Annotated in this window: 14 protein-coding genes and 1 pseudogene; 10 read left to right on the top strand and 5 right to left on the bottom strand. The window is 64.7% G+C overall.

What is annotated here, in order from left to right; genetic code table 11:
• The first annotated feature begins 82 nt into the window (after nucleotides 1-82).
• Genes serB through yczE form a run of 3 tightly spaced genes read left to right on the top strand, consistent with a single transcriptional unit; the run spans nucleotide 83 to nucleotide 2899 of the window.
• Nucleotides 83-1303: a phosphoserine phosphatase SerB gene (gene serB / locus AC1DWA_RS14730; RefSeq protein WP_020969288.1), complete on the top strand. Its 1221-nt coding sequence runs from the start codon at nucleotides 83-85 to the stop codon at nucleotides 1301-1303.
• Entirely contained in the window at nucleotides 1300-2067 is a 768-nt protein-coding gene (locus tag AC1DWA_RS14725; protein WP_046378372.1) for an aminoacyl-tRNA hydrolase, read from the top strand. Before serB ends, AC1DWA_RS14725 begins: the two co-directional genes overlap by 4 nt.
• Nucleotides 2068-2104: 37 nt before the next feature.
• Nucleotides 2105-2899, top strand: a complete 795-nt coding sequence (gene yczE, locus AC1DWA_RS14720) for a membrane protein YczE (protein WP_029255092.1) — start codon at nucleotides 2105-2107, stop codon at nucleotides 2897-2899.
• On the opposite strand, the pseudogene glgX reads toward yczE, so the two are convergent.
• Nucleotides 2812-4854 (bottom strand): annotated as a pseudogene (gene glgX, locus AC1DWA_RS14715) (glycogen debranching protein GlgX); the annotation flags it as partial. The gene yczE and the pseudogene glgX sit on opposite strands and share 88 nt — an antisense overlap.
• Nucleotides 4855-4905: 51 nt before the next feature.
• On the opposite strand from glgX, the gene AC1DWA_RS14710 reads away from it, so the two are divergent.
• The 5 genes from AC1DWA_RS14710 to AC1DWA_RS14690 are packed head-to-tail and all read left to right on the top strand — an operon-like array spanning nucleotide 4906 to nucleotide 9621.
• The gene (locus tag AC1DWA_RS14710) at nucleotides 4906-5727 is read left to right on the top strand and encodes an ABC transporter ATP-binding protein (protein ID WP_003944728.1); all 822 of its coding nucleotides are present in this window, start codon (nucleotides 4906-4908) and stop codon (nucleotides 5725-5727) included.
• A 56-nt stretch (nucleotides 5728-5783) separates the two neighbouring features.
• Nucleotides 5784-6602 (top strand): NUDIX hydrolase, encoded by an 819-nt coding sequence (locus AC1DWA_RS14705; RefSeq protein ID WP_153212476.1) that lies wholly within the window; start codon nucleotides 5784-5786, stop codon nucleotides 6600-6602.
• Nucleotides 6603-6612: 10 nt separating this feature from the next.
• Nucleotides 6613-7392 (top strand): enoyl-CoA hydratase/isomerase family protein, encoded by a 780-nt coding sequence (locus tag AC1DWA_RS14700; protein ID WP_338480716.1) that lies wholly within the window; start codon nucleotides 6613-6615, stop codon nucleotides 7390-7392.
• A gap of 53 nt (nucleotides 7393-7445) precedes the next feature.
• Nucleotides 7446-8462, top strand: coding sequence for a class I SAM-dependent methyltransferase (locus AC1DWA_RS14695; RefSeq protein WP_003944733.1), 1017 nt, complete (start codon nucleotides 7446-7448; stop codon nucleotides 8460-8462).
• A 1-nt stretch (nucleotide 8463) separates the two neighbouring features.
• On the top strand, nucleotides 8464-9621 hold the full coding sequence (locus AC1DWA_RS14690) for a THUMP-like domain-containing protein (RefSeq protein WP_243617150.1): 1158 nt from the start codon (nucleotides 8464-8466) through the stop codon (nucleotides 9619-9621).
• A 1-nt stretch (nucleotide 9622) separates the two neighbouring features.
• Here the strand turns inward: AC1DWA_RS14690 and AC1DWA_RS14685 are convergent, their stop codons facing one another.
• Nucleotides 9623-10930, bottom strand: a complete 1308-nt coding sequence (locus AC1DWA_RS14685) for an outer membrane protein assembly factor BamB family protein (RefSeq protein WP_007729417.1) — start codon at nucleotides 10928-10930, stop codon at nucleotides 9623-9625.
• Nucleotides 10931-11067: 137 nt separating this feature from the next.
• Between AC1DWA_RS14685 and AC1DWA_RS14680 the strand changes: the two genes are divergently transcribed.
• On the top strand, nucleotides 11068-11832 hold the full coding sequence (locus tag AC1DWA_RS14680) for an acyltransferase (RefSeq protein ID WP_019747901.1): 765 nt from the start codon (nucleotides 11068-11070) through the stop codon (nucleotides 11830-11832).
• A 97-nt stretch (nucleotides 11833-11929) separates the two neighbouring features.
• Nucleotides 11930-12457, top strand: coding sequence for a maleylpyruvate isomerase family mycothiol-dependent enzyme (locus AC1DWA_RS14675; protein ID WP_477916765.1), 528 nt, complete (start codon nucleotides 11930-11932; stop codon nucleotides 12455-12457).
• A 10-nt stretch (nucleotides 12458-12467) separates the two neighbouring features.
• On the opposite strand, the gene AC1DWA_RS14670 is transcribed toward AC1DWA_RS14675, so the two are convergent.
• From AC1DWA_RS14670 to AC1DWA_RS14660, 3 genes are read right to left on the bottom strand one after another with little or no spacing between them, the layout of a single operon-like run.
• A complete protein-coding gene (locus tag AC1DWA_RS14670) occupies nucleotides 12468-13712 on the bottom strand; it encodes a glycosyltransferase family 4 protein (RefSeq protein ID WP_020969294.1) in 1245 nt (414 codons plus the stop codon).
• Nucleotides 13709-15244 (bottom strand): 1,4-alpha-glucan branching protein domain-containing protein, encoded by a 1536-nt coding sequence (locus tag AC1DWA_RS14665; RefSeq protein WP_021343881.1) that lies wholly within the window; start codon nucleotides 15242-15244, stop codon nucleotides 13709-13711. The genes AC1DWA_RS14670 and AC1DWA_RS14665 overlap by 4 nt, the downstream gene beginning before the upstream one ends.
• 29 nt (nucleotides 15245-15273) lie before the next feature.
• Nucleotides 15274-16083: a class I SAM-dependent methyltransferase gene (locus AC1DWA_RS14660; RefSeq protein ID WP_477846046.1), complete on the bottom strand. Its 810-nt coding sequence runs from the start codon at nucleotides 16081-16083 to the stop codon at nucleotides 15274-15276.
• Nucleotides 16084-16236: the final 153 nt, after the last annotated feature.

Raw genomic sequence — 16236 nt, 5'->3', positions numbered from 1 at the left:
CCGCCCGAGTAACGGGTGGGGCCTTTCGCTTGGCACAATAGTGACGATCAAGACGCGAACGAAGAAACGATCGGAGTTTTCGGTGGGTGCCTCTGACACCACTGTTCTGGTGACTGTGACCGGGCCGGACCGCCCTGGCGTCACCTCGGTACTGTTCGCGGCACTGTCGCGGCACGATGTGCGTCTGCTCGACGTGGAGCAGGTGGTGATTCGAGGTCGACTGACACTCGGCGTCATGGTGGCCTGCCCGAACGATCCCGAAGCCCTTCAGGAAGAGCTCGAACAGGCGATGGCGACGGTCGGAATGAACGTCGACATCGAAATCGGTGCCGATCCAGGTCGACCTGCAGTGTCCACTCACGCGGTCGTTGTTCTCGGCAGCCCCGTCAATGCCCGCGCAATGCGCTCGGTAGCACGCGAACTCGCGAAGCAGGGCGCCAATATCGACTCCATCCGTGGTGTCGCCGACTATCCGGTCACCGGCCTCGAACTCAGCGTCAGCGCAGCCGATACTGTCGACGGCGACGCGAAGCTGCGTACCGGACTCGCCGAGGTCGCCGCTCTCGAAAACGTCGACATCGCAGTCGAGCGCGCAGGACTGGCTCGCCGGGCCAAGCGTCTGATCGTGTTCGACGTGGACTCGACGCTCGTTCAGGGCGAGGTCATCGAGATGCTCGCCGCGAAGGCCGGCGTCGAGGACGAGGTCCGCGCCGTCACCGAAGCCGCGATGCGCGGCGAGATCGACTTCACCGAATCACTGCACCAGCGTGTGGCGACACTCGCCGGTCTCGACGCGTCCGTCATCGACGAGGTGGCAGAGAGCATCGAACTGACGCCGGGGGCGCGCACCACGATTCGCACCCTGCGCCGCCTCGGATTCCACTGCGGCGTGGTGTCCGGCGGTTTCCGCCAGGTCATCGAAGGCCTCGCACACGAACTCGAACTGGACTTCGTGCACGCCAACACCCTCGAGATCGTCGACGGCAAGCTGACCGGACGTGTGATCGGTGAAATCGTCGACCGCGCCGCGAAGGCCGTTGCGCTGCGCAAGTTCGCCGATCAGGTCGGTGTGCCGATGGAACAGACTGTCGCCGTCGGTGACGGTGCCAACGACATCGACATGCTCAACGCCGCGGGACTGGGTGTGGCGTTCAACGCCAAGCCCGCGTTGCGGGAGGTCGCGGACGCGGCTTTGTCGCATCCCTTCCTCGATGCTGTGCTGTTCATTCTCGGTGTGACCCGCGACGAGGTCGAGGCTGCGGACGCCGTCGACGGTGGCGTACGACGCGTACCGATTCCATGAGTTCCGATCCAGCAGTCAGTTCCGATCCCGATTCTCGCTGGCGCGAGCGCCACGCGGTGTTGGCCGCTGGGTACGGTGGGCGAGACGATCCCGCGGATCCGGCACTGGTGTTGGCGATGCCGATCATTCTCCACATCCCGAAGGCAGACCCGCCGAAGCGCACTGCACTGCTCGAGGCTGCCGCAACGGCGGCAGTGGCGCTGTGCCTGGACGAACGCGTCGGGTTCACCGAAGACGGGGAGCCCGGCCCGTGGCACGAGGACTATTCGGCGTGGGTGGGTGCCCGGATCCGGAAAGTGTCTCGCCGAGCGCGTGGAGCCCAGTGGCTCGCCGCGCAAGAGGTACCGGGAATCACCGTCGACGTGGATGGCGCCCAGGCGCGGGCTCTGGTTCCCGGGCCGGTCGGAGAACTGGACCCGCGAATCAAGAAGTTGCAGATCGGTGGCACCGACCTGGAGCACGACGAGCCTGGCCAGCCCGAGCCCGGTCTTCCGGTGCTGTGGATCGACTCGGAGCTCGAGATGACGGTAGGCAAGGCGTCGGCACAGGTAGGGCATGCCTCGATGTTGTTGGCAGCGGCCATGTCCGAGAAACAGTGCTGGGCATGGGCGCAGAACGACTTTCGCTGCTCGGTACGCGACGCAAGTCCGAAACAGTGGGCCGAGGCAGTAGACCGATTGAAGCGGTCGGAGGCTGTGGCGGTTCGTGATGCGGGCTTCACGGAAGTGGCACCAGGCTCCATGACAGTCATCGCGGTTCCGTAGAGACCTAACCGACCAGTCCAGTATCGACAACTTGGCTATGGATGAACAGTCCAGTGGCCTTCAAGATGGTCGAGTGTTGATACGGAGATTCGCCTCGCTGTTCGTTGGTCTGTGGTTGTACGGCTTCTCGATGGCCATGATGATCACAGCCGGCCTCGGACTGGACCCCTGGGATGTGTTCCATCAGGGCGTGGCCGAGCATGTTTCGCTGAGTTTCGGCGTGATCACTGCGATTACCGGTGCGGTGGTACTGCTGCTCTGGATTCCGATCCGTCAGCGGCCAGGGTTCGGCACGGTCGCCAATGTCGTGGTCATTGCAATCTCGGTGGATACTTCACTGGCCTTCTTGCCGGTCTTTGATTCCATGCCAGTTCGCGCCGCGATCATGGTCGCGGGAATCCTCCTCAACGGACTGGCCAGCGTTCTCTACATCGGGGCAGGCATGGGGCCGGGTCCCCGCGACGGGTTGATGACAGGACTGGTGGCGCGCACCGGCTTGTCGGTCAGGCTCGTGCGTACCAGCATCGAAATCGCGGTCCTCGCTACCGGATGGCTCCTCGGTGGAACGGTTGGCGTCGGAACAGTGTTGTACGCCTTCGGGATCGGGCCGACCATTCAATTACTGATCAAGGTGCTGCCGGATTCCATGACAGCAGCGGTTACCGGCGGACGTGTCACGGAACGTAAGGCCAAGACCGTGGGTCCGGTCAATGAGATCTCCGTGCCGACGGGAACTTCGGCCGTGGAGGCGGGTTCGCCGGTCGGTGACGCCGAATCGAACGATGCAGTCAATGTGCCGTCGAACCATTCCGGAGTGCCGACGGTGACCTGAACCGGTCCACCGGAATGCAGGATCAGGAGCCAACTGTCGTCACCGAGTGGGCGCCCGGTCCGAGTGTGAGACCGAACGTCGGCTCCGTCGATCCAGGCCTGCAGCGTTCGGTGACTCTCGTCGTACCATGCGGTGTCGTCGAACTCGACGCCGGCAGCGTCGAACCAGACGAGGTCCGGGTGCTCCAGTCTTCTTCTGCCTTCGAAGAATTCGGGCTGACGCAAGGCCGGTGCCGCTCGGCGTAATCCGAACGCTCGGGAGACGAACTGCACCAACGACTGATCGGCCGCCGTCCAGTCCAGGGCCCACGAATCGGCTGGGGAGGCAAGTGTGGGAACACAATACGCGTTGTTGTTTCCGCCGAGACTGTGGCCGAACTCGTCTCCGGCGGTGAGCATCGGTGTGCCTGTCGACAGCACGAGCGTGGCCAGTAGCGCCCGTACATGACGTGCCCTGGCGTCCTGAATCTCGGGATCGATGCTCGGGCCTTCGATTCCGTGGTTGAACGAATCGTTGTGATCGGCGCCGTCACGATTGTCTTCACCGTTGGCTTCGTTGTGCTTGTGGTTGTACGCGACCAGATCGGCGGCGGTGAACCCGTCGTGCGCTGTGACGAAGTTGATCGACGCCCATGGGCGACGGCCGCTGCCGGCAAAGATGTCCTCGGACCCGGCGAGGCGCGACGCGACCTTCCGGACGCTGGAGCCGCCGTTCCAGAACAGGCGAATGGTGCTGCGGTACTTGTCGTTCCATTCCGACCATTGGAGTCCGAAGTTTCCGACCTGGTAACCGTCGGCAGTGGCATCCCACGGTTCGGCGATGAGCTTGCACCGGGTCAGTACCGGATCGGAGGAGATGGCCGACAAGATGGACGCCCGCTGGTCGAAGCCGCCGCCGCGCGGCCTACCCAACGCGCTCGCGAGATCGAATCGGAAGCCGTCGACACCCATTTCGGTGGCCCAGTAGCGGAGGCTGTCGGTGATCATGCGGACGGCGATGGGGGAGCAGGCGTCGACCGTGTTGCCGCACCCGGTCAGGTCGATGTCGCGGCCGTCGCCGTCGAGAAGGTAGTAGCCGGGGCCGTCCAAACCTCGCCAGCTGACGCTGATTCCGTCGACACTCTGCTCGCAGGTGTGGTTGTAGACGACGTCGAGGATGACCTCGATGCCTGCCGCGTGTAGTGCGTCGACCATGATCCGGAACTCGGTGACTTCGCCGCCCGGAGTTGCCGCGTATCCGGGATGCGGGGCGAAGTACGACGCCGTCGAGTATCCCCAGTGGTTGCGCATCCCTCGCTCGCGGACGCTCTGTTCGGTCAGAAACGCCTGTACGGGAAGCAGTTCCACGGCGGTGACGCCGAGTGAGACGAGGTGATCGATCACGGCCGGTGCCGTCAGGCCGAGGTACGTTCCGCGGTGGGCGGCGGGTACTCCTGGATGACTGGCGGTGTACGCGCCCACATGCAGTTCGTAGATCACGCTTTCCTCCCACGGCGTCTCGAGGCGGGCTCCGGCGGGCACGAGGCCGGGAGTCACCACGGACAGCGGCACGTGGCCGAGCGAGTCGAGGGTAGACGGGTCGCCGAAAGGATCGTCGGCGTACGACAGGAGGGCACGGTGGTCACCGAGTTCCCCCTCGATGCGGCACGCCCACGGATCGATGAGCAGCTTGTGTGGGTTCAGTCTCAGTCCGGCGCGCGGATTCCACGGGCCGCTTGCCCGAATTCCGTATCGCTGCCCCGCACCGATCCCGGCGATGATCCCGTGCCAGATTCCGTACGTGTGTTGCCGGAGTTCGACGCGATCTTCGTTTCCGTCCTGGTCGATCAGGCAGATCTGGACGCTCGACGCAGCTGGTGCGTGGACCGCGAACTGGGTTCCGGAGTCCACGATGTTGGCGCCGAGTGGGAACGGAGACCCGGGCGTCGGGGTGCGAGTTTCGATGAGAGGCGACACGCAAGATGATCCTGCCGTGAACGGCCGGAGAATGTGCGGGAAGATGTTCGGGTGCCGCTACCTGATCCAGATCTGCTCATCGATTTCGACAACGTACTCATCCGTCGGGGAGGGTCCACTCTGGTGGGGCCCGTCACCTGGAAAGTGGAGCTGGACGAGCGATGGGTGGTGCTCGGACCCAACGGTGCCGGCAAGACCTCGCTGCTGCGCATCGCGGCCGGTGAGACTTTCCCGACCAGTGGTTCTGCCCACCTCCTCGGCGAAGTTCTCGGCAAGGTCGACGTCAACGAGTTGCGCCCGCGAATCGGTTTGTCCTCGTCGTCGTTGGCGAACCGCGTGCCCGGCGACGAGAAGGTCAGCGACCTAGTCGTGTCGGCGGGCTACGCCGTTCTCGGTCGGTGGCGCGAGGAGTACGAATCCATGGACACCTCGCGCGCTGTGGAGATGCTCGAAAGCCTCGGCGCCGAGCACCTGGCGGATCGCACGTACGGGACGCTTTCCGAAGGCGAGCGCAAGCGCGTCCTCATCGCGCGAGCCTTGATGACCGATCCCGAACTTCTTCTCCTGGACGAGCCCGCCGCCGGGCTCGATCTCGGTGGACGTGAGGAACTTGTGGCCAGACTCGCCGAACTGGCTGCCGATCCGGACGCCCCGGCTACCGTTCTGATCACCCATCACGTCGAGGAGATCCCGCCGGGATTCACTCACGCACTCCTTCTCAAGGAAGGTGAGGTCGTCTCTCAGGGCCTTCTGGACGACGTCATCACCGCCGAAAATCTGAGCGCGGCATTCAGCCAGTCCATCAGCCTCGACAAGGCGGACGGCCGATACTTCGCGCGCCGCGCAAGGCCGTCAGGAGCTCATCGCGCGTGAGCTTCAGTGGGACCTGAAATGCGTTCCAGATCACAGATCGCGTAGGTTCGCGAAGCATGGCTAACGAGAATGCAAACGCTGTCCCCGAGCCCAAGGATGCGTCGACCGTCATCTTGGTGCGCGATGCCGAATCCGGGATCGAGATCTTCCTGCTTCAACGAGTACAGGGGATGGCGTTTGCCGGGGGCATGACGGTCTTCCCCGGCGGAGGCGTCGACAAGTCCGATGCGACGGCAGAGGTCGAGTGGGCCGGACCGTCGGTCGAGTGGTGGGCCGAGCGGTTCAGCACGGATGTGGCTCGGGCGAAGGCTCTCGTCTTGGCTGCGGTGCGGGAAACGTTCGAGGAGTGCGGCGTTCTGCTCGCCGGACCGACCGGGGACACCGTCGTCGCGGACACGGCCGGCTACGCCCAGGACCGCGTTGCTCTCGAAAAGCACGAGCTGTCGTTCAGCGATTTCCTGAAGAAGGAGAACCTGGTCCTGCGAACGGATCTGCTGCGGCCGTGGGCGAACTGGATCACGCCGGTGGGCGAGACCCGCCGCTACGACACGCGCTTTTTCGTCGCAGCGTCACCGACCGGACAGATCGCGGACGGGGTCACCTCCGAGGCCGCCGAGGTGCGTTGGCAGAGCCCGCGGGACGCGCTGGCGCATTGGCGGGAGGGTGGCAGCATCCTGTTGCCGCCGACGTGGAGTCAGCTGACCGAATTGGCCAAGTTCAGCTCGGTGGCGGAGATACTCGCAGCCGAGCCGGAGATTCCCGTCATCCTGCCTACGTTGATCACCGACGAGGAGACTCTGCGCGTCGAGTTCCCGAATCAGGACGGTTACTACGTCGCCGGGCCGCATCCGTGGTCGGTCAAGGCGGCAAAGTAACCTCTCGATCATGGCTGAATTTGTGACTCTCGAGGTTTCCGAAGGCATCGGCACCATCCGTCTGGCGCGCCCGCCCATGAACGCTCTGAACCGTCAGGTCCAGGACGAGTTGGCTGCTGCCGCACATGCTGCGACCGTCGACAAGGCAGTCAAGGCCGTCATCGTCTACGGCGGCGAGAAAGTCTTCGCAGCAGGTGCCGACGTCAAGGAAATGGCCGAGATGGATTACGGCCAGATCCGTGACGCCATCGGTGGCATGCAGGCCGGGCTCGGCGCCGTGGCGTCCATCCCGAAGCCGACCGTTGCCGCGATCACCGGATACGCACTCGGTGGCGGACTCGAAGTTGCACTCTCGGCCGATCGCCGGATCGTCGGAGACAACGCCAAGCTCGGAGTTCCGGAGATTCTGCTCGGAATCATTCCCGGTGGTGGCGGAACGCAGCGCATGGCTCGTCTGATCGGACCGGCCAAGGCCAAGGATCTGGTCTTCACCGGCCGTTTCGTCGGGGCTGACGAGGCGTTGGCCATCGGTTTGGTCGACGAGGTCGTCGCTCCCGACGACGTGTACACCGCCGCTCGCACGTGGGCCTCGCAGTTCGTCGGGGGAGCGTCACGTGCGTTGGCTGCTGCCAAGGCAGCCATCGACGAGGGTCTGAACACCGACCTGGAATCCGGGCTCAAGATCGAGCAGCATCTGTTCGCCGGATTGTTCGCGACCAAGGATCAGGCGATCGGCATGGAGTCGTTCATCGCCAACGGTCCGGGCAAGGCCGAGTTCACGGGCGAGTAGGCTCCCCTAAACTAGAACTTGTTCATCTCTTACCAGCGAGTAGGATAGCCGCCATGACAGCCAGCCCGAATGACGACGCAACCGTCACGCCGCCCGCCGCTACCGACACCTCGGTAGTCGACCCCGCGCCGCGGCCGCACGCCACGGCCGAAGAGGTCGAGGCCGCTCGTAAGGACACCAAGCTCGCCCAGGTGCTCTACCACGACTGGGAAGCCGAAACCTACGACGACAAGTGGTCCATCTCGTACGACGAGCGCTGCATCGACTACGCACGTGGTCGTTTCGACGCCGTCGCGGGCGATCAGCCGCTCCCGTACGAGCGCGCCCTCGAACTGGGTTGCGGCACCGGATTCTTCCTCCTGAACCTGATGCAGGGTGGAGTCGCCAAGACCGGTTCGGTCACCGACCTCTCGCCCGGCATGGTCAAGGTCGCACTGCGCAATGCAGAAAGCCTCGGCCTTCCGGTCGACGGCCGTGTTGCCGATGCCGAGACCATTCCGTACGAGGACAACACCTTCGACCTGGTCGTCGGCCACGCCGTGCTGCACCACATTCCCGACGTCGAGAAGTCGCTGCGCGAGGTCCTTCGTGTCCTCAAGCCCGGCGGCCGTTTCGTCTTCGCCGGTGAGCCCACGACTGTCGGTAACTTCTACGCCCGCTGGCTCGGCCGCGCGACGTGGGAAGCAACCACGCGCGTGACCAAGCTGCCGTTCCTGGCAGATTGGCGTCGCCCGCAGGAAGAGCTCGACGAGTCCTCTCGCGCAGCAGCGCTCGAAGCAGTCGTCGACATCCACACGTTCGACCCCACCGACCTCGAGAACATGGCGAAGTCCGCGGGAGCCGATCAGGTCCACGCTGCCACCGAGGAATTCGCCGCGGCGCTTCTCGGATGGCCGGTCCGTACCTTCGAAGCAGCTGTTCCGCCGGAGAAGCTCGGTTGGGGCTGGGGACGTTTCGCTTTCGGTGGTTGGAAGACGCTCAGCTGGGTCGACGAGAAGGTGCTCCGCCACGTCGTTCCTCGCGGATTCTTCTACAACGTCATGATCACCGGCGTGAAGCCCGGCAACTGAATTGGGTTATGACTTCACCCTCGGCGACGTCGACTATCTCGGAAGTGATTCCGGCGTAGCTGCCTTGGCCGAGGTGGATCAGCTCGAACTGTCCACGCGTACGCGTCTGGCCGACATCGGCCGGGCGCGTACGCGTTTCGGTGATCACATGCCTGCGCTCGTGGACACCGTCCTGCTTCGACGCAAGGCCGCTTCGAAACTGCCCGGCAGTGATCAGTGGTTGTTCACGGACGACGCGATGCAGCAGGCCACTCCCGGTGTTGTGGCGGCGCACCGCGCGCAGCGTCTGATCGGGCGCGACGTCCACGACGTGACGTGCTCAATCGGCGCCGAACTGCATGCCTTGACCGGAGTTGCGCATCGCGTGATCGGCAGCGACATCGATTCCGTTCGCCTGGCGATGGCACAGCGCAATGTGCCGAGCGCAGCGTTGTTGCGGGCCGACGCGCTCCGCCCGACGACACGCGACACCGTCGTACTGGCGGACCCCGCCCGGCGATCGGGCGGTCGCCGCACTCACGATCCGGCAGCGTTGATGCCGCCGCTACCGGACCTCATCGAGGCGTACTCCGGCCGTGATCTCGCGGTGAAGTGTGCTCCCGGACTCGATTTCGACAATCTGGGCTGGGACGGGGAAGTCGAGGTCGTCTCGCTCGACGGCGGCGTCAAGGAAGCCTGCCTGTGGTCGACGGGACTGGCCGAGTCCGGCGTCACGCGTCGAGCTTCGGTGCTTCGCTCCGACGGGAGCGGGTGGGCGATCACCGACGCCGAGGACGACGTGATTCCGGAGCAAGCTCCGGGGGAGTGGATCATCGACCCGGACGGAGCGGTAGTGCGAGCAGGCCTCGTGCGCCACTACGCGGCCAGACACGGCCTCTGGCAGCTCGATCCACGCATCGCTTATCTGACCGGTGACAGCGTCCCTGAGGGAGTTCGCGGATTCCGGATCCTCGAGCAGATCAAGTACTCGGAGAAACTGCTCAAACAGACACTGTCCAAGCGGGACTGCGGTGTGGCCGAAATTTTGGTGCGAGGAGTCGACGTGGACCCGGCAGTGCTGCGTCCACGGCTCAAGCTCAAGGGCTCGCGTGCACTGAGCGTCGTGATCGTGCGGATCGGACGATCGGCGTCGGCCTTCATCTGTGAGGCTTCCCGCTAGCTCACTTGAAGACGAACAGCTCACCGATTGCGCTGGGCGTCAACACTTCGCCCTTGGGGCCGATCGAGGTGCCGACGGTGAAGCCGACTGCTCCCGGCAACGTGTCCTGATCCACCGTCTCACCGGTTTCGGTGTCGAAGGTGATCAGGCTCAGTCCGTTCTCACCCTCGCGGACGACGGTGTATCCGGTGTTGCCGGCGGTCTGCGCCGGAACGCCCAGTTGCAGAAGGTCTTTACGTTCCCAGGCCAGTTCGGCGTGATCTCCCTCGTCGCGCACGGCAAGGAGGTGGCCCTTGTCGCCGCCGGCGGGAATGATCAAACCGTCGTCGGACGTCGAGGCACTACCGGCCGAGTTGAAGCCGATGTCGTAACTCCACCTGGTGTCACCGGTTTCGGCGTTCACTGCCCAGAGAGATCCGTTGTTGTCGGTGGCGTAGACGGTCTTGCCGTCCTTCGACAGGTCCGGGCTCGACGCCGTTCCACCGGGAAGCGCGTCGGTGGACCACTCGCGGGTGATGGACGGATTGTCGCCGCCCGTGTACTTCATGGCGACCAGATCGGCTGCCTGAGAACTGGGTCCGTAGAAGGTGAAGTAGAACTTGCCGGTGCCCAGGTCCACTGCCGGGGTATTGGCCACCGGGCAGCCGGACGTGCCGAGGAAGCACTCGTTCAAACCCTTGTTGTCGGGAATGAGTTCTGCATTCGCGCCCTGGTCGATCGACGGCGGCGGGATCAGGTCGAACGACGGAACCACTTTTGCGCCGGTCTGCGGGTCGAGCACGTTGATCTGACCCAATTGGGTGATGAACAACAGGTTTCCGTCGCCGGTGAACTGTGACGAGAGAGGAGTGCCCACAACGAGCGTGCGCCAACGCAATTGACCAGTCTCGGTGAAGGACATCATCGCGCCGCTCTCGCCGACGTAGACATTGGTGGCCGTGTCGACGATGGGTGTGGACGCGACTACTCCGTCGTTGAGTCGAGCGCACCACTTCTTGCGACCCGTATCCATCTGGAACGAGAAGAGATTGCAGCCGTTCTCGGTGCGGGCGGTGACGAAGCTCTGGCCGTTCGCGGCCACCGAGGCGTACGCGGCAACCGGACCGCCGAGAGGGCGTGACCATGCGAACTCGACATCGCGTGATCCGGTGACCGGGCTCGTGTCGCTGTTGCGGGCGTCGGCATGCATGGCCGGCCAACCCGCCGACGCGTACCGGTCCACCCGTCCGTCGTCGCTGCCGCAACCGGCGATCAGGGCCGCAGCGATCGCCGTCGACACCATCACGGACGACCGTAGGACCCGCCGCATCACAATCTCCCTGCCTTCACTTGATCAAGAGCCCTCGGTAACTGCACAAGCCCGGACCAGAGACTATCCCGACCGGGGCAACGTGACGGGGCACACCCCGAGGGTCGGTGAGTCGGCCCCACGTAGGCTGAACACTCATGACGAGCATGTGGGGCGCACCGTTGCGCACTCGATGGCGGGGATCACGCCGAGGCGACAGCGATCAGGCCAAGTTCTTGACGGTCGATTCCCTCAAATGGGTTCTGGCGAACAAGGCGTACACACCCTGGTATCTGGTGCGGTACTACCGTCTCGCCAAGTTCAAGATGGCCAACCCGCACGTGATCCTGCGTGGCATGGTGTTCCTCGGCAAGAACGTCGAAATCCATTCGACCCCGGACCTGTCCCGCCTCGAGATCGGGCGCTGGGTACACATCGGCGACGGCAACGCGATCCGTTGCCACGAAGGTTCGCTGCGCATCGGCGACAAGGTCGTCTTCGGCAAGGACAACGTCGTCAACACCTACCTCGACATCGAAATCGGTGCGTCGACGCTCGTAGCCGACTGGTGCTACATCTGCGACTTCGACCACCGCATGGACGACATCAACACACCGATCAAGGACCAGGGCATCGTCAAGGGCCCCGTCCGTATCGGCCCGGACACCTGGGTGGCAGCGAAGGTCACCGTGCTGCGAAATACCCGCGTCGGACGGGGTTGTGTGCTCGGTGCGCACGCCGTCGTCAAGGGAGACATCCCGGATTTCAGCATCGCGGTCGGCTCGCCCGCGAAGGCGGTCAAGAACCGCAAGTCCGATTGGGAAGCCGGCGCTGCCGATCGTGCGAAGTACATCGCGGCACTCGAGGACATCGCACGCAAGAAGGCTGCTGCGGACGCTGCCGACGCGTCGTCGACGTCGTAGCTCACTTTTCGGCAGAACCAGCGATTACTTTCGGCGCCGCCACCGGTCTGTATCGGTATCGGCGCCGAAAGTCTGCGCCGGTGAAAGGAGTGCCGACATGAGCGAACAGACACCCGAATGGGTCGTGGCGCAGCGCCGCGAACTGGTGGGATTTCTCGAAGGCCTGAGCGCGGAGCAGTGGAACGCGCCGACCCTGTGCGACGGGTGGCGGGTCCGCGACCCCGACGCGTCGGAAGTCGGTGAGCAACAACTGCTTGCCTCGCTTCGCGACAACGTCGCACACCCGTGGAAGCCGCCGGGCGGTGGCTTCGAGGGCGCACTCTCACACGACGTGATTCACGGTCAGGACATTCGCGTGGCACTCGGCGACGACTACGTGGTGCCCGAAGACCGGCTCACTCGTGTGCTCAGCGGACTCTCACCCAAAACCGTGAAGTATTTCGGAACTGACCTCGACGGCGCTCGGTTGCGCGCCGACGACCGAGACTGGACGTACGGTGCCGGCGCCGAGGTTCACGGAGCGGCGCAGGACTTGTTGCTGGTGTTGTGTGGCCGGATGTTGCCACCAGGCCATCTGCTCGGGGATGCGAGTTCTCGCTTCACCGCGCCCCTCCCGACCCGCTGAGGTCAGCGCTTCAGCGACCAGGGAGCGGCCGCTCGGGAATCTGCGGCCGCGCCAACGGCTGCCGCACCCGACGCTTTGCGCCCGCGTAGACGTGAGCAGTCTCCTCGGCGACCTGATGCCAGTCGAAGTCCGACGTCAGGCGTGCCCGGGCGGCCACTGCCCGTTCCTGCGCCCCGGCGGGATCGTCGAGAACCTCGCGGACCGCCGAGGTGAGCCCGGCGATGTCACCCGGTTGGAACGACATCCCGGTCACCCCGTCGACTACCGCTTCGCCCAGTCCGCCTGCGGTGGACGTGATCAGCGGAGTGCCGGCTGCGGCCGCTTCGAGGGCGATGATCCCGAACGGCTCGTAGCGCGACGGCAGGACAATGGCGTCCGCTCCGTGCAGCCAGCTGAGCAGTTCCGTGTGATCGAGGTTGCCGAGAAAGTCCACTGCCCGCGCGACGCGATGTGTGCGCGCCTGTTGGTAGAGCCAGGTGAACTGGGTGCCTTCGCCCGCGATCGCGAGGGTCGTGCCGGGGTGGCTACGACGGATTCGGGGGAGTGCCGCGATAGCGTCCTGCACACCCTTCTCGTATTCCAAGCGGCCGACGAAGAGGAGTTTCGGCGGCCCTGACCGCGGTCCACGTTCGCGAAAGCTCCACGTGGTCACGTCGATTCCGTTGCGGATGACAGTGATCGGCGGCAGCGTCGGACCGTAGAGTTCGGTCACTTCTTCCTGCATGGACGCCGAACAGGTTATGAGAGAGTCGGATTCGTTTGCCAGCCACCACTCGACCGAGTGGACCTGGCGGTTGATGCGTCCGGAGATCCAACCGCTGTGGCGACCCGCCTCGGTGGCGTGAAGGGTGGAAACCAGTGGGACGTCATAGAATTCGGCCAAGGCGATCGCCGGATGTGCGACCAGCCAGTCGTGTGCGTGCACGACGTCCGGTTGCCAGCCCTCGCCCACTCCTGGCTTGTGCAGCGCCATCCCGGCACGGACCATCGCGTGACCCATCGCGAGGGTCCACGCGAGCATGTCCTCGCCGAAGACGAAGTGTGCCGGGTCCTCGGCCACTGCGACGACCAGTACGCCTTCGGAGATGTGCGTGACCGTCGGGTGCGTCGACGCGTCGGTGCCGGAGGGGCGGCGCGAGAGAACCACGACTTCGTGGCCTGCAGCCGCAAGCTCGGTGGCGAGATGGTGGACGTGTCGGCCGAGGCCGCCGACAACGACCGGTGGGTACTCCCACGAGACGATGAGAATCTTCACGACGCGCTCCCGTTCACCAGTTCTGTGTCAGGCAGGCGGCGAGCATCCAGCCCCGGGAACAATCCGTCGGCGCGATTCCAGCCTTCGGCCAGCCGCTCGGCCACGGCATCGCGGCCGGAAACGAGCGCTTCGGAGATTTCCCTGGTCGCGTGGGCGTGCTTGTGTGCGCGTTCGCGGGCGTACCCCGCGGCCGAATCCTTGCTCACCATGAATGCCCAATCGCTCGAAACTGTCATCAGTGTCTCGCGAAGGACCTGATCGTTGACCCGGTTTCGCAGTTCCGGTCGGCCGGGTGCGTTGTCGCGGCCGCGAGACTTGTCCACGGTGGTGAGGGCGGTATCGACCACCTCGGAGTTCAGTTGCACGAGGTCGGACACCTGATCGCCGGCCCATACGCGCCAGTCCTTGCCCGATCCCCAGGACGAATCCTCGAGCTGAACGGGTTCGCCCACGTATCCCGATTCCTTGGCGTCGGCGAGGGTGCCGACGCGAATTCCGGCTTCCGGAAGCGCGCGCAGGAGCTTCTCGAGCCACTGCGGGCCTTCGTGCCACCAGTGCCCGAACAGTTCGGTGTCGAATGCTGCGACCACGAGGGCGTCGCGGCCGATGCGGGTGGATTCACTGCGCAGACGCGCCCGAACGGTTTCGACGAAGTCGGCGACGTGCTTGTCGACGGCGGCGGCGGCGAGTTCGGGGTCGTACGGCAACTTGTCGGCGGAGTCGACGGTCCGTCCGGTGACCCGCGACGGCTTGAGGCCCGTCTCGTGGTCGTAGGTGTGGAAATCGCGGTAAGCAGCGTGACCCGGATATCCGGATTTCGGGGACCAGACGCGGTAGCTGACCTGCAGGTCGCGGCCGAAGGCAACCACGTCGGATTCTCGAACCGGGCGACCGAGGGACGTGTCGCCGCGCAAGGCGGGACCGTCGACCATGAAGTGGGTGACGCCCGCTTCGGCGTACCCGCGCTCCATGCCCGGGGTGTACCCGCACTCGGGCCCCCAGATCCCGGTCGGAGTGTGGTTCCACCGGGCATGCGCGTCGGCGAGACCTTCGCGGAGGGAGAACGCACGCAAGCGAGGGTCGAGCAGCGGTTGGAACGGGTGGGCCAGCGGCCCGCCGAGAAGCTCGAAGGCCTCGCGGTCGATGAGGTCGCGGAACACGGGTGAGGCGCCGTGCTGCCAATGAGTCTCGAAATCTTCGAGAGCCGCTGCGGACGCTCGGTGTTCGCGCGCTCCGAGTTCGCGGTGCGCTGCGTCCGGCATGCCGGCGGCCTCGTGTGCACGGATCTGCCAGTTGCCGAGCCAGTGATGCATACCGGCGAGGCAGTGGGGATCGTCCAACTGGGCCGCGAGCACCGGCGTGATTCCCAGCGTCAGCAGGTGCGATCGGCCCTCGTCGGCCAGTCGTCGTAGCGCGGCGGCGAGCGGAATGTACGACGCAGCCCAGGACTGGTAGATCCATTCCTCGCCGACGGGCCATCTGCCGTGGTTGGCGAGCCACGGCAGATGGGAGTGCAGAACCAGGGCGAACATCCCCGGTTCGGTGACGGGTGTTGCGTTACTCACTCGCCGGATTCCTTCACGGCAGTTTCCTTCGCAGCGCTGTCTTTCACGGCGATAGCGACGAGGTCGAGGCTGTCGTCGATGTCGGGTTCGCTGATGCTGAAGTCGTCGACGGTGATGCCCTCGACGTCGCGGGTGAGATCTTCGGGCCAGGGCTCACCGGCCAACGCGCGGTCGATCTGCGCGTTGATGAATGATCCGCCGTGCTTGGCGTCGAGTTCCTTCAGGCGTGAACCGTGGTGGACGCCGGTCATCAACTGAACGCGGAATCCGGCGTCTTCGAGCAATTCGGTCATTTCGGCGGCGTTGAGCTCACGAGTGTGGAAAGGGTTGAGCGGCGTGTCGCGGCCGGGGGAGAACGTGATCCGGTTGGGGGTACTGATCAGAAGTTCACCGCCGGGAGCGAGAACTCGGAAGCACTCGCGCAGGAACTGACCCTGATCCCACAGGTGCTCGATCACCTGAAAATTGACGACGACGTCAACCGAGTTGTCGGCCAGTGGAAGCTCGGCGAGGTTGCCGTGGAGCATCTCGACGCGGGGGTAGCGCGCGCGGACGTGTTCGACCGCGGAGATGTCGTAGTCGAGGCCGGTAACCTTCGTTGCGATGTCCGCAATCATGTTGGCGCCGTAGCCTTCTCCGGATCCGGCCTCGAGGACTCGGCGGTCCGTGCAGCGCTCCAGAAGTGCGCGGTACACCACTTCGTGGCGTCGGAACCAGTAGTTCTCCTCGGGGATTCCTGGCACGGTTCGTTCGCCCGTCAAGGGCAGGGGTGCGTCCTCGTGGTTGCTGACACTCGTTTCACTCACCCGTGCGAGATTAGTGCCATCCGAGTAGAACGTGTTCGCCGTGGTCCAGATCACTGCTGTCAATTCCTGTTCGTGCCGTTATGGTGGACGAGGTTCCACGTTAAGTTACCCACCGGTAACTTAACGTGGGGTAATCTAACGCACAGCCGACGT

The sequence above is a fragment of the Rhodococcus sp. P4_F3_2 genome, assembly GCF_056401335.1.
This window is presented reverse-complemented; position numbering and strand designations above follow the sequence as displayed.

What these genes read in the sequence shown, in the direction of transcription:
- AC1DWA_RS14685 (WP_007729417.1), bottom strand. Translation starts at nt 10,930, where the DNA reads ATGCGGCGGGTCCTACGGTCGTCCGTGATGGTGTCGACGGCGATCGCT.
- AC1DWA_RS14675 (WP_477916765.1), top strand. Translation starts at nt 11,930, where the DNA reads ATGAGCGAACAGACACCCGAATGGGTCGTGGCGCAGCGCCGCGAACTG.
- AC1DWA_RS14665 (WP_021343881.1), bottom strand. Translation starts at nt 15,244, where the DNA reads ATGTTCGCCCTGGTTCTGCACTCCCATCTGCCGTGGCTCGCCAACCAC.
- yczE (WP_029255092.1), top strand. Translation starts at nt 2,105, where the DNA reads ATGGATGAACAGTCCAGTGGCCTTCAAGATGGTCGAGTGTTGATACGG.
- AC1DWA_RS14700 (WP_338480716.1), top strand. Translation starts at nt 6,613, where the DNA reads ATGGCTGAATTTGTGACTCTCGAGGTTTCCGAAGGCATCGGCACCATC.
- AC1DWA_RS14725 (WP_046378372.1), top strand. Translation starts at nt 1,300, where the DNA reads ATGAGTTCCGATCCAGCAGTCAGTTCCGATCCCGATTCTCGCTGGCGC.
- AC1DWA_RS14695 (WP_003944733.1), top strand. Translation starts at nt 7,446, where the DNA reads ATGACAGCCAGCCCGAATGACGACGCAACCGTCACGCCGCCCGCCGCT.
- AC1DWA_RS14680 (WP_019747901.1), top strand. Translation starts at nt 11,068, where the DNA reads ATGACGAGCATGTGGGGCGCACCGTTGCGCACTCGATGGCGGGGATCA.
- AC1DWA_RS14705 (WP_153212476.1), top strand. Translation starts at nt 5,784, where the DNA reads ATGGCTAACGAGAATGCAAACGCTGTCCCCGAGCCCAAGGATGCGTCG.